The sequence below is a fragment of the Pectobacterium atrosepticum genome, from assembly GCA_019056595.1.
GTDB lineage: Bacteria > Pseudomonadota > Gammaproteobacteria > Enterobacterales > Enterobacteriaceae > Pectobacterium > Pectobacterium atrosepticum.
Genome location: CP036163.1, coordinates 2224956 through 2238110 on the forward strand (window position 1 = coordinate 2224956; position 13155 = coordinate 2238110).

Annotated in this window: 12 protein-coding genes, 2 tRNA genes, 1 rRNA gene and 1 other annotated feature; of the genes, 6 read left to right on the forward strand and 9 right to left on the reverse strand. The window is 48.7% G+C overall.

Going from position 1 to position 13155, the window contains the following annotated elements; translation table 11 throughout:
• Positions 1–59: 59 nt before the first annotated feature.
• From DCX48_10635 to DCX48_10645, 3 genes are all read right to left on the reverse strand, one after another.
• Positions 60–2280: ribosomal RNA gene (locus DCX48_10635) — 23S ribosomal RNA — on the reverse strand.
• Positions 2281–2475: 195 nt separating this feature from the next.
• Positions 2476–2551: transfer RNA gene (locus DCX48_10640), tRNA-Ala, on the reverse strand.
• A gap of 42 nt (positions 2552–2593) precedes the next feature.
• A tRNA-Ile gene (locus tag DCX48_10645) sits at positions 2594–2670 on the reverse strand.
• 64 nt (positions 2671–2734) lie between these two features.
• Positions 2735–3138 (reverse strand) — a sequence feature (possible 16S ribosomal RNA but 16S or 23S rRNA prediction is too short).
• Between the two features lie 491 nt (positions 3139–3629).
• Here DCX48_10645 and DCX48_10650 point away from each other — a divergent pair.
• Positions 3630–4178 carry a gamma carbonic anhydrase family protein gene (locus DCX48_10650; GenBank protein ID QXE14924.1) on the forward strand — a complete coding sequence of 183 codons (549 nt, stop codon included), beginning with the start codon at positions 3630–3632 and terminating at the stop codon, positions 4176–4178.
• Here the strand turns inward: DCX48_10650 and DCX48_10655 are convergent.
• Genes DCX48_10655 through dprA form a run of 5 tightly spaced genes read right to left on the reverse strand, consistent with a single transcriptional unit; the run spans position 4163 to position 7969 of the window.
• Positions 4163–4420 carry a DUF1488 domain-containing protein gene (locus DCX48_10655; GenBank protein QXE14925.1) on the reverse strand — a complete coding sequence of 86 codons (258 nt, stop codon included), beginning with the start codon at positions 4418–4420 and terminating at the stop codon, positions 4163–4165. The genes DCX48_10650 and DCX48_10655 overlap by 16 nt on opposite strands.
• A complete protein-coding gene (locus DCX48_10660) occupies positions 4417–5244 on the reverse strand; it encodes a shikimate dehydrogenase (protein QXE14926.1) in 828 nt (275 codons plus the stop codon). The genes DCX48_10655 and DCX48_10660 overlap by 4 nt, the downstream gene beginning before the upstream one ends.
• Before the next feature lie 19 nt (positions 5245–5263).
• On the reverse strand, positions 5264–6382 hold the full coding sequence (tsaC, locus tag DCX48_10665; protein QXE14927.1) for an L-threonylcarbamoyladenylate synthase type 1 TsaC: 1119 nt from the start codon (positions 6380–6382) through the stop codon (positions 5264–5266).
• 20 nt (positions 6383–6402) lie between these two features.
• Positions 6403–6876, reverse strand: coding sequence for a DUF494 domain-containing protein (locus DCX48_10670; GenBank protein QXE14928.1), 474 nt, complete (start codon positions 6874–6876; stop codon positions 6403–6405).
• The gene (dprA, locus tag DCX48_10675; GenBank protein QXE14929.1) at positions 6848–7969 is read right to left on the reverse strand and encodes a DNA-protecting protein DprA; all 1122 of its coding nucleotides are present in this window, start codon (positions 7967–7969) and stop codon (positions 6848–6850) included. Before dprA ends, DCX48_10670 begins: the two co-directional genes overlap by 29 nt.
• 128 nt (positions 7970–8097) lie before the next feature.
• Here dprA and DCX48_10680 point away from each other — a divergent pair, with 128 nt between their 5' ends.
• From DCX48_10680 to mscL, 5 genes are all read left to right on the forward strand, one after another.
• Positions 8098–8607, forward strand: a complete 510-nt coding sequence (locus DCX48_10680; GenBank protein QXE14930.1) for a peptide deformylase — start codon at positions 8098–8100, stop codon at positions 8605–8607.
• A 26-nt stretch (positions 8608–8633) separates the two neighbouring features.
• On the forward strand, positions 8634–9581 hold the full coding sequence (locus tag DCX48_10685; GenBank protein ID QXE14931.1) for a methionyl-tRNA formyltransferase: 948 nt from the start codon (positions 8634–8636) through the stop codon (positions 9579–9581).
• A 67-nt stretch (positions 9582–9648) separates the two neighbouring features.
• Positions 9649–10938: a 16S rRNA (cytosine(967)-C(5))-methyltransferase RsmB gene (gene rsmB, locus DCX48_10690; GenBank protein QXE14932.1), complete on the forward strand. Its 1290-nt coding sequence runs from the start codon at positions 9649–9651 to the stop codon at positions 10936–10938.
• Between the two features lie 56 nt (positions 10939–10994).
• Complete coding sequence (gene trkA / locus DCX48_10695; protein QXE14933.1) at positions 10995–12371, forward strand: Trk system potassium transporter TrkA; 1377 nt, start codon at positions 10995–10997, stop codon at positions 12369–12371.
• A 91-nt stretch (positions 12372–12462) separates the two neighbouring features.
• Complete coding sequence (gene mscL, locus DCX48_10700) at positions 12463–12873, forward strand: large-conductance mechanosensitive channel protein MscL (protein QXE14934.1); 411 nt, start codon at positions 12463–12465, stop codon at positions 12871–12873.
• 30 nt (positions 12874–12903) lie between these two features.
• Here mscL and DCX48_10705 read toward each other — a convergent pair whose 3' ends face one another.
• On the reverse strand, positions 12904–13116 hold the full coding sequence (locus DCX48_10705; protein QXE17216.1) for an alternative ribosome-rescue factor A: 213 nt from the start codon (positions 13114–13116) through the stop codon (positions 12904–12906).
• Between the last annotated feature and the right edge of the window lie 39 nt (positions 13117–13155).

Sequence of the window (13155 nt, forward strand, 5' to 3'; positions counted from 1 at the left end):
GTAACCATCAGAACCAATCTTCGAACAAGCTGAATATCGTTTTATATGAGTCACCCACAAAACACCTTCGGTGTTGTAAGGTTAAGCCTCTCGGGTCATTAGTACTGGTTAGCTCAACGTATCGCTACGCTTACACACCCAGCCTATCTACGTCGTAGTCTTCAACGGCCCTTCAGGGGCATCTAGTGCCCAGGGAAGACTCATCTCGAGGCAAGTTTCCCGCTTAGATGCTTTCAGCGGTTATCTCTTCCGCACTTAGCTACCGGGCAATGCAATTGGCATCACAACCCGAACACCAGCTTCCAACGCCCACGGCAGATAGGGACCGAACTGTCTCACGACGTTCTAAACCCAGCTCGCGTACCACTTTAAATGGCGAACAGCCATACCCTTGGGACCTACTTCAGCCCCAGGATGTGATGAGCCGACATCGAGGTGCCAAACACCGCCGTCGATATGAACTCTTGGGCGGTATCAGCCTGTTATCCCCGGAGTACCTTTTATCCGTTGAGCGATGGCCCTTCCATTCAGAACCACCGGATCACTAAGACCTGCTTTCGCACCTGCTCGAGCTGTCACTCTCGCAGTCAAGCTAGCTTATGCCTTTGCACTAACCTCCTGATGTCCGACCAGGATTAGCTAACCTTCGTGCTCCTCCGTTACTCTTTGGGAGGAGACCGCCCCAGTCAAACTACCCACCAGACACTGTCCGCAACCCGGATCACGGGCCTACGTTAGAACATCAAACATTAAAGGGTGGTATTTCAAGGTTGGCTCCACAAGAACTGGCGCCCTCGCTTCAAAGCCTCCCACCTATCCTACACATCAAGGCTCAAGGTTCAGTGTCAAGCTATAGTAAAGGTTCACGGGGTCTTTCCGTCTTGCCGCGGGTACACTGCATCTTCACAGCGAGTTCAATTTCACTGAGTCTCGGGTGGAGACAGCCTGGCCATCATTACGCCATTCGTGCAGGTCGGAACTTACCCGACAAGGAATTTCGCTACCTTAGGACCGTTATAGTTACGGCCGCCGTTTACCGGGGCTTCGATCAAGAGCTTCGCCTTGCGGCTGACCCCATCAATTAACCTTCCGGCACCGGGCAGGCGTCACACCGTATACGTCCACTTTCGTGTTTGCACAGTGCTGTGTTTTTATTAAACAGTTGCAGCCAGCTGGTATCTGCGACTCCCGTCAGCTCCGTCCGCAAGGGACTTCACCGACAGGAGCGTGCCTTCTCCCGAAGTTACGGCACCATTTTGCCTAGTTCCTTCACCCGAGTTCTCTCAAGCGCCTGAGTATTCTCTACCTGACCACCTGTGTCGGTTTGGGGTACGATTTGATGTTACCTGGAGCTTAGAGGCTTTTCCTGGAAGCGTAGCATTGGTTACTTCATCACCGTAGTGACTCGTCATCACGCCTCAGTGTTAACGATGACCCGGATTTACCTAAGTCATCCACCTTCACGCTTAAACCGGGACAACCGTCGCCCGGATAACCTAGCTTTCTCCGTTCGCAGTAACACCGAGTACAGGAATATTAACCTGTTTCCCATCGACTACGCTTTTCAGCCTCGCCTTAGGGGTCGACTCACCCTGCCCCGATTAACGTTGGACAGGAACCCTTGGTCTTCCGGCGTGCGGGTTTTTCACCCGCATTATCGTTACTTATGTCAGCATTCGCACTTCTGATACCTCCAGCAACCCTCACAGGTCACCTTCGACGGCTTACAGAACGCTCCCCTACCCAACAACACCTAAGTGTCGCTGCCGCAGCTTCGGTGCATGGGTTAGCCCCGTTACATCTTCCGCGCAGGCCGACTCGACCAGTGAGCTATCAGGAGTATTTAGCCTTGGAGGATGGTCCCCCCATATTCAGACAGGATGTCACGTGTCCCGCCCTACTCATCGAACTCACAATCTGTGCATTTTTGTGTACGGGACTATCACCCTTTACTGTGCGACTTTCCAGACGCTTCCACTAACACACAAACTGATTCAGGTTCTGGGCTCCTCCCCGTTCGCTCGCCGCTACTAGGGGAATCTCGGTTGATTTCTTTTCCTCGGGTACTGAGATGTTTCAGTTCCCCCGGTTCGCCTCATTACGCTATGTATTCACGTAATGATAATGTGTCGAAACACATTGGGTTTCCCCATTCGGGTATCGTCGGGTATAACGCTTCATATCAGCTTACCGACGCTTATCGCAGATTAGCACGCCCTTCATCGCCTCTGACTGCCTAGGCATCCACCGTGTACGCTTAGTCGCTTAACCTCACAACCCGAAGATGTTTCTTTCGATTCATCATCGCGCTGCGATTATTTGAGAGACTCATTGACATGCTGATTCATCACGACCCGCCCGAAGGCAGTCATGCATGTTCAGCTGTCATGTTTCAATTTTCAGCTTGTTCCAGATTGTTAAAGAGCAAAATACTTCGCAGCATACTGTTTCCAATACGCTCTGAAGTCTTTTTAATGGTGGAGCTATGCGGGATCGAACCGCAGACCTCCTGCGTGCAAAGCAGGCGCTCTCCCAGCTGAGCTATAGCCCCATCTCTACTTACAGTTACCTTAGATACCACTCATGGAAGAGTTGGTAGGCCTGAGTGGACTTGAACCACCGACCTCACCCTTATCAGGGGTGCGCTCTAACCACCTGAGCTACAAGCCTATTAAGGTATTTCTGCTCGTTATTTTCATCAGACAATCTGTGTGAGCACTTCACTTAACACACATCTTTATTGGTAAGGAGGTGATCCAACCGCAGGTTCCCCTACGGTTACCTTGTTACGACTTCACCCCATGGACCGTGTCTCAGTTCCAGTGTGGCTGGTCATCCTCTCAGACCAGCTAGGGATCGTCGCCTAGGTGGGCCATTACCCCGCCTACTAGCTAATCCCATCTGGGCACATCTGATGGCAAGAGGCCCGAAGGTCCCCCTCTTTGGTCCGAAGACGTTATGCGGTATTAGCTACCGTTTCCAGTAGTTATCCCCCTCCATCAGGCAGTTTCCCAGACATTACTCACCCGTCCGCCGCTCGTCACCCAAAGAGCAAGCTCTTCTGTGCTACCGCTCGACTTGCATGTGTTAGGCCTGCCGCCAGCGTTCAATCTGAGCCATGATCAAACTCTTCAATTTAAGATTTGTTTGATTTGCTGAACTCGTCAGCGATGCTCAAAGAATTAGTAACTGTTCATTCGTAATGAATTTTACTGTTGTTCACTCTTCAAGACTTTTTATATCGTTTAAGATACGGTCTTGTGAGTGCCCACACAGATTGTCTGATTATATTGTTAAAGAGCAGTGCGTTGCGGCCTTAACCGCTTCGCGAGGTGGCGTACTTTACGCTTATCACCTTCAGAGTCAACGTTTATTTTAAAGCGTTTTCTCTTTTTTTATCGACCCGGTTGTGAGTCACAGCGCCGTGTCGATGGAGGCGCATTATAGGGATCCGTTTTCGTTACACAACAACTTTCTTGATCTTTTTTTCTGTTCGCGTGTTTTTCAACCCTTTCGATGAGATCTTACTCGATCCGTGTCACTTTTCAGTTGCCGCAGCCGCATATCTGTCGATATTTTGTCTATTAATGCGAATAATCAGCATGTGGCAAATAACTGCGAGGTTGTCGATGAGTGCAAAAATATTCCGTCGTTATAAGGGTATCTCTCCCGTTTTAGGCGAAAGAGTCATGGTCGATCATTCCAGTGTGGTGATTGGCAAGGTAACACTAGGCGATGATGTCGGTATCTGGCCCCTTGTCGCCATACGCGGTGATGTTAACTACATCACTATTGGTGCCAGGAGTAATATCCAGGATGGATCAGTACTTCATATCACCCACTGTTCAGAGAAAAAACCTGAAGGTAACCCACTTATTATTGGGGAAGATGTCACTGTCGGGCATAAAGCAATGCTGCACGGTTGCCAAATAGGAAGTCGAGTTCTAGTCGGAATGGGGTCAATACTCCTCGATGGAGTCGTTGTTGAGGATGATGTGATGATTGGTGCTGGTAGCTTGGTCCCGCCAGGAAAACGCTTAGAGAAGGGACATCTATACGTTGGCAGCCCAGTGAAGAAAATTCGGCCACTGACACAAGAGGAAATAGAGGGGCTGATTTACTCAGCAAATAACTATGTTCGTTGGAAAGATGAATACCTTGCTCAGGATAATGAGTAATAGCCCTCATCATCCCATTCTTCAGCAAGAATCATTTTTTCCAATTCATCTTCAAGATCCCATCGATGTACCCTGAACAGCGCCAGCCACTGTTCGGGGCTATCACCGCCATAACGGCGCTGAAGACGTTCCGCAGTTATAAGGCACTCTTGCTGAAAACCATTTACCAAAACAGGAAATCGGATCGCCATGATCTTATCATCCCAACTTTCACGATCTGGGAACTGGATCGCCTGATTCATTTAGCGAGATCCTGCTTCAGTAGATCAATCACTGGCTCCACGTCTGGCATCACACCATGCCAAAGTTTAAACGCATGTGCCGCTTGCCCCACCAGCATTCCCAAACCATCTGCATAGTGGATAGCCCCCTGTTGTACGCACCATGACAAAAAGGGCGTTAGCTGCGGTAAGTAAAACATGTCATAACAGCTCGTTTCCGGCGAAATGAGTTCTGCCGGTAAGTTAGGAATGCTGTCGTACATCCCAGAAGATGTGGCGTTAATGATCAGATCGAAAGATTGACCATGCAGACCGTCAAGAGCAGTAGCTTGAATATCACCAATATCACAGAAGATTTTAGCTAATGCTTCAGCCTTGAAAAAGGTCCTATTGGTCAGCACAACAGTACAACCAGAGGCCAGCAGGGGTTGGATAACACCACGCGCCGCGCCACCCGCACCAACGAGCAAAACACGATCCAAAGGTTTTACCAACGCCAATCGTTGCAGATCGCTGAGCAAACCGATGCCATCAGTATTATCACCATACAGGCGACCGTCACTCAGCCTCTTCAATGTATTGACCGCCCCCGCAAGCGCAGCACATTCGCTGCGTTCATCGGCTTCAGCAAAAGCTCGCTCTTTAAAGGGCGCAGTTACATTCGCGCCACCAGCACCATCGTGAAAATACTGGCGCAGCATCTGCTCAAAATTATCCAAAGGCGCTAACACACGCTGGTACGTCAACGTTATCCCCGTTTGCGCCGCAAATAGCTCGTGTATGCGAGGTGATTTACTATGTGCAATCGGATTGCCAAAAACCGCAAAAGACGTTACTTCAGACACGTTTCCTTCCACCTTGCCGTTACCCCTGACGAATGAGCTCGCCTGTTAATACATCCCTGATTTCTGATGGATTCATTCTTCCACCGACGTCCCCAACTAGCACAGGGAAATCACCACCAAACTGCAGAGACACTTCCTGAGCAGTGCGGCAAGGAGGCTGACCGCTTAAATTGGCACTTGTCGACACCAACGGTTTACCGTAGTGCTGGCACAGTTCCTTAACTAATGGGTGATCACTAACGCGTACCGCAAGCGAAGAAAATTGCCCCGTTAACCACTGCGGTGTCGTAGGTTTTGCAGGTAATACCCAAGTAACCGGACCTGGCCATGTAGAAAACATCATCGCCTTCTGCTCATCGGATAACGCGCTGTCATTAATGTAAGGCACCAATTGGCTAAAATTTGCCGCAATAAGGATCAGCCCTTTTTGCCAAGGGCGTTGTTTTAACGCCAGCAGGCGATTAACTGCCACCTCACTATCAGGATCGCACCCCAATCCAAATACCGCTTCAGTCGGGTACGCAATAACCTGCTCATTATGTAATTCCCGCAAAACGGGAATCATTAGTTCATCAGACACGTCATCATTCTTATCAACTTCTGCCGCTATCGGTTTTCCACATAATTTACTCGCACAAAATAGCTTAGTGCCTTGTGCCGTATTTTTCTCAAACAATAAAGCGTAATGGCAAGAAGGGCATTCACCCGCTATCGGCTTATGGTTTAACGTAAACTGGCAATAAGGATAGCGATCGCAAGAATGAAATACCTTGCCGTAGCGAGATTTACGCTGTAACAGCGTGCCTTCATTGCACTGTGGGCATCGAATCGCCGTTTCATCAGGACGATCGATAGTCTCGGTATGGTGGCATTCAGGGTAATTGCCACAGCCGATGAACATTCCATAGCGGCCTTGCCGTAGTACCAATGTCGACTGACAAAGCGGACATTGCTGCCCATCTAACACCTTGACGATATGCCCATCCGCTTGCGCCTTCAGCGGGCGAATAAACTCACACTCTGGATACGCAGAACAGCCAAGGAATGGGCCATGCCGACCAGAACGGATAACCAGCTCTGACCCACAGTCTGGACATATTTCCAGTTTTTTTTCAGCAAACAGTGCAGGCTTAACCATTCGAACTGTTATTCCTCAGGCTATTGCACATAACCGTCATTGACCTCAAAGAGTAATTCTTCCATTTGCTGATAGGCATTCTCACAACCTGGCACATTGAAAAGCACCATGAGAATGACCCACTTTAGATCTTCCAGATCAAACTCCTGCGTTTCCAATGCCATAACGCGTTCAATAATCATTTCCCGCGTTTCAAGATTCAGAACCTGCATTTGCTCAAGAAACAATAAAAAACCACGACATTCCGCATCAAGACGTAACTCTTCATCCTGCGTATAGATCCGCATAGCCAGAGGATCGCTCGCCAAATAAAGCGGCGCAGTTTGCCCTTCCTGAATATCGGCTAATTTTTCCAGCCAACTCAACGCGCTATAGATATCGTTACGATGAAATCCAGCGCGGGTGAGGTCATCAGTTAACGTATCCTGATCGACACGCATTTCAGTTTCATTGTGGATGTAACTTTCAAACAAGTACATGAGTACGTCGAACATGGCCTGCCCTCCTTAATCGGACATAGCCGCCGGGTACTGCTGCGATCCATCCTGCTAACTCCAGCTCTAATAGCTTAATGACTATCTCTGGCACAGGTTGGCCGGCACGTTCAGCGACAACGTCAACAGGTGTAACCTCATCTCCTACGTTAGCCAACACGTCGGCAAATGGCAATTCGCCATCCTCTTCTTCGTTAGAAATAGTTTGCCCGCTTTCCGTTGGTAGCCACTGTAATTCACTCACCAACTGTTCAAGAATATCCTTCGGATGTGTAACCAGACTGGCCCCTTGCTGGATTAACCAGTGTGTCCCCTCCGTCATAGGGTTACCGATAGGCCCCGGCAGAGCAAAAACTTCCCGTCCTTGCTCTAGCGCATAACGCGCGGTAACCAACGACCCACTGCGGATAGATGCTTCAATGACCAGGACACCCAGCCCTAACCCGCTAATGATACGGTTTCTTCTAGGGAAGTTGGTTGGGAAAGGCGGCATAGCGAGGGGGAATTCTGAGACCAAAGCGCCACCGTCGCCACAAATACGCTCAGCAAGCTTGACGTGGCGCTTGGGGTAAATATTCCCCAATCCACTTCCCAGCACTGCAATTGTTCTCCCTCCCGAATCCAAAGCGGCACGATGAGCAATACCATCGATGCCAATTGCTAGCCCGCTTGTCACCGTGAGTTCATTCGCGGCAAGTTCCTGAGCGAAAAAACATCCCCAGCGTTCACCGTAAGCACTGCTACCCCGGCTACCAATAATCGATATTTGTGGCGATGCCAATAACTCAGGGGAACCAGAGACAAAGAGCAACAGAGGAAAATCACGAATGTTACTCAACAGAAAGGGATAAAGGGCATCTTCGCACGTCACGATATGATGATTGGGATGAGACAACCAGTTGAGCGTGTCTTCTAGGATCCTGCGGTCATAGGTACAAAATTGTGCTATTTGAGCATCAGACAGACCTAACGCCCCCAACGTCTCGTTATCGAACGTATTTAAACCAATAAGCTTTCTGACAATAGCTCGAAGGCGCCTGACACCCAAGTGCCGCACACCCGTCATGCGTAGCCAGATTTCCGTTGATAGCATCCGCGTCCCTTATGCTGCTCTGTTCTGATAAGTGGTGTAATTAAGTGCTGATGCTGTCAATCGGGGCAGGAAATGTCTAGAATGGGCACTAAAGCTATCTCACTATTCAGATACAGATCTAAACATATATGTCAGTTTTGCAGGTATTACATTTTCCAGACGAGCGGCTCCGCATCACTGCGCAACCCGTAAAAGAAGTCAATGCAGACATTCAACGTATCGTGGATGATATGTTCGATACCATGTACGAAGAAGAAGGTATTGGCCTAGCCGCGACACAAGTGGACATTCATCAGCGCATTATTGTTATTGACGTCTCTGAAGAGCGGGACCAACGACTGGTGCTAATCAATCCCGAGCTGATTGAAAAGAGCGGCGATACGGGCATCGAAGAAGGTTGTTTGTCGATCCCTGAAACCCGAGCGCTAGTTCCTCGAGCAGAGCATGTGAAAGTGCGCGCATTGGATCGTGAAGGTAAAGCGTTCGAACTTGAAGCAAGCGAACTGCTTGCCATTTGCATTCAGCATGAAATGGACCACCTGGTTGGGAAATTGTTTATCGATTACCTTTCCCCTCTGAAACGCCAGCGCATTCGTCAAAAACTGGAAAAGCTGGCTAAGCAAAATAGCCGGACCTGATAATTTTCATCCTGACAGGAAGCACCGTGTCTGACTCTTTACGTATCATCTTTGCCGGAACCCCTGATTTTGCAGCACGTCACCTTGACGTGCTTTTATCATCAGGGCATGAGGTCGTTGGCGTTTTCACACAGCCTGACCGACCAGCCGGAAGAGGTAACAAGCTCACGCCAAGCCCGGTAAAAGTACTGGCAGAGCAACATAGCATCCCCGTTTTCCAGCCTAAATCTCTGCGACCAGCAGAAAATCAGGCGATGGTTGAAGCGTTAGATGCCGATGTTATGGTTGTTGTCGCTTACGGATTAATTTTGCCGCAGCCCGTGCTATCCATGCCTCGCCTTGGCTGTATTAATGTACACGGTTCTCTACTGCCTCTCTGGCGTGGAGCTGCACCGATACAACGTGCATTGTGGGCTGGGGATAGTGAAACGGGCGTGACGATCATGCAAATGGACGTTGGACTCGATACTGGCGCTATGCTACACAAAATTGCGTGCCCCATCCTGCCACAGGATACTAGCGCAACGCTATACGACAAACTTGCTGCACTAGGGCCGCGTGGCTTATTGGAAACGCTGGAACGGCTTGCAGATAGCAGCGCTGTCGCTGAAGCGCAAAACGATGCCTTTGCCACCTATGCAGAAAAGCTCAGCAAAGAAGAAGCACGTCTAAACTGGCTGTTATCTGCCGAGCAGCTTGAGCGCTGTATTCGTGCTTTTAATCCTTGGCCAGTCAGCTATTTCATCGTGGATGAACAACCGGTGAAAGTCTGGAAAGCTGAGGTCATCGCCAAATCACATGGCTCACAGCCAGGCACAATCTTACAGGCAGATAAGCAGGGTATTCAGGTAGCAGCCGCCGATGGCATTTTGAATATTCAGGAATTACAGCCGGCAGGCAAAAAAGTAATGAGTGCGCAGGATCTGCTTAACTCGCGTCGTGAGTGGTTCGTTCCCGGTAATACACTGAACTAATCTATTTTTCATACCGGCGTCATGCCGGTATATCCTCTCCCTTTTACGTATACGTCATCGCTAACACATGAAAAGCTCATACAACCTACGCAGTATTGCCGCAAAAGTGGTGGGACAAGTTCTGGATCAGGGGCAATCGCTCAGCGCCTTATTGCCTATTCATCAGCGTGACGTTTCCGATAAAGATCGCGCGCTTTTACAAGAGCTTTGCTTCGGCGTATTACGCGTGTTACCGCAGTTGGAATGGTGTATCCAACAACTAATGGCTAAACCCCTGACGGGCAAACAACGCACGTTGCATTACCTCATCATGGTAGGTATCTACCAACTGCACTATACGCGGATCCCGCCACACGCTGCTCTGGCAGAAACAGTAGAAGGTGCCGTGGCGTTAAAAAGGCCACAACTCAAGGGACTGATTAACGGCGTATTACGCCAATTCCAGCGCCAGCAGGAAGAACTCCTTCAGCGTGAGGCAACTCACTCATCTCACTACCTGCACCCAAGCTGGCTGTTGGCACGCATTGAACATGCTTATCCAAATAACTGGCGAGGCATCGTTGAGGCAAATAATCAACGTCCTCCGATGTGGCTACGCGTGAATCGGTTACACCATACGCGAGAAGCGTACTTAAACTTGTTGATGCAAGGGGGAATTGAAGCATTTCCTCATACCGAATACAGCGATGCGATACGGCTTGCTTCTCCATGTGCCGTCGATCAATTGCCAGGATTTTCACAAGGGTGGGCAACCGTACAGGATGCTTCAGCCCAAGGCTGCGTCTATTGGCTTGATCCACAAGATGGTGAGCAGATCCTCGATCTCTGCGCCGCTCCCGGTGGAAAAACGACACACATTTTAGAGGCAGCACCAAAATCTCATGTGCTCGCTGTCGATGTTGATGAAACACGTTTAGGCCGAGTAAAAGAAAATTTACTTCGGCTACAAATGCATGCTGAAGTCAAACAAGGCGATGGACGTTACCCCGACTCATGGTGTGAAGCGCGTGTATTTGATCGCATTCTGTTGGACGCCCCTTGTTCCGCTACTGGCGTGATTCGTCGTCATCCTGATATTAAATGGCTACGCCGAGACAGAGACATCGAAGAATTAGTTGCACTGCAAAAAGAGATTCTTGATGCCATTTGGCCACACCTCAAAACAGGCGGCACGATGGTTTATGCTACCTGCTCAATTCTGCCGCAAGAAAATACTCAACAAGTTACGGGTTTCCTGTCTCGCCATGCCGATGCCGCGCTTGTTGATACCGGTACAAGTGAAATACCGGGTATACAAATTCTCCCCCATGCTGATAGTGGTGATGGTTTCTTTTATGCGAAGCTGGTAAAAAACTGATATTGAACCCAATATTGTCTGCAACAAGCAGCGATCAATAAACGGCATGGCTTATTATGAAAATTATCATTCTTGGCGCGGGTCAGGTCGGCGGAACACTAGCTGAAAACCTAGCGGGTGAAAACAATGACATCACTGTCGTTGATACTGATGCAAATCGGTTACGCCAGCTTCAGGATAAGTTTGATCTGCGTGTCGTTACGGGCTATGCCTCTCATCCGCGTGTATTGCGTGAAGCGGGGGCAGAAGATGCTGATATGCTGGTCGCTGTTACCAATTCGGACGAAACGAATATGGTAGCATGTCAGATCGCTTATTCCCTCTTCAAAACACCAAACCGGATTGCACGTATTCGCGCTGCCGAATACATCCGTGAATCAGAACAGCTATTTTTACCAGAAGCGGTTCCCATCGATCACCTGATCTCTCCAGAGCAGTTGGTGATCGATAATATTTATAAACTGATCGAATACCCTGGGGCACTTCAAGTCGTCAATTTCGCTGAAGGTAAAGTGAGCCTTGCAGCAGTTAATGCATACTATGGCGGCCCATTGGTGGGTAATGCCCTAACCTCTCTCCGTGAACATATTCCCCATGTGGATACCCGAGTTGCCGCTATTTTCCGCCACGACCGTCCAATTCGTCCACAGGGTTCTACCATAATCGAAGCTGGTGACGAGGTGTTTTTTGTCGCTGCTTCCCAGCATATTCGCGCAGTAATGAGCGAATTGCAGCGCCTTGAAAAACCGTATAAAAGGATCATGATCGTTGGTGGAGGGAACGTCGGCGCAGGATTGGCACAGCGATTAGAAAAAGATTACAGCATCAAACTGATAGAACGAAATGCGGACCGGGCGGCGGAGCTCGCTGAGCTTTTGCAAAATACGGTAGTGTTCCATGGCGATGCCTCAGATCAAGAGCTTCTCGCTGAAGAACATATCGAGCAGATCGATGTATTCATCGCTATTACCAACGATGACGAAGCAAATATTATGTCAGCAATGTTGGCTAAACGCATGGGTGCGAAAAAAGTAATCGTGCTCATCCAGCGTCGAGCTTATGTCGATCTGGTTCAGGGCAGCGTCATTGATGTCGCTATCTCGCCACAGCAGGCAACAATCTCTGCGTTACTCAGCCACGTACGCAAGGCAGATATCGTTAGCGTATCCTCTTTGCGGCGAGGTGTAGCCGAAGCGATCGAAGCGATCGCCCATGGTGACGAAGGCACATCGAAAGTCGTCGGCAGAATGATTGAAGACATTAAGCTTCCACCAGGTACCACCATCGGAGCAATTGTTCGCGGTGATGACGTCATTATTGCCAACGCAAATAGCAAAATTGAGCAAGGCGATCATGTCATCATGTTCTTGGCTGACAAAAAATTTGTGCCTGATGTTGAACGGTTATTTCAACCAAGCCCCTTCTTTTTGTAATGTAGGAACAAATTCACTGCCAACCAGATAATCTGGCAAAGTTACAGCTATTGGTTAGAATTAATTTATATTTTTGGCAAGGAGAACGGATATGAGCATCATCAAAGAATTCAGAGAGTTTGCCATGCGTGGTAATGTTGTCGATTTGGCCGTGGGTGTCATTATTGGTGCCGCTTTCGGCAAAATTGTTTCCTCTCTGGTATCAGATATTATTATGCCGCCACTTGGACTTTTGATTGGTGGTGTTGATTTTAAACAACTCAGCCTTATTCTTCGTGACGCTCAAGGCGAAATCCCTGCCGTTGTCATGAACTATGGTGCTTTCATCCAGAATATTTTTGACTTTGTCATCGTCGCTTTCGCGATTTTTATAGCCATCAAGCTTATGAATAAAATGCGGCGTAAACAGGAAGATACGCCTGCTGCTGCACCGAAACCTAGTGCTGAAGAGAAGCTATTAGCTGAAATTCGCGATTTGCTTAAAGAACAACACAAACAGTAAAAATTGAATTTTTCTTCAAATACAGCTGTATTACGCAGAAAATAGAAAGGCCAGTGGTAAATAATCATTTGATTGCTTACCACTGGCCTCCCAACTCCCTTTCTTCATATGCTTGTCTTTTCTACGATAACTTCCTTTCCCTTTTTCATTCACTTCAATTCGTTGACGAAACAGTGGGTCATGTAGCAACGCCTCAATAGCGTTGTTCTGAATTTTCCCACGCTTATGACGGTATGTGGTCATCATCACTCCTAATAAAGTCGATATGGTATGTGCATAAAT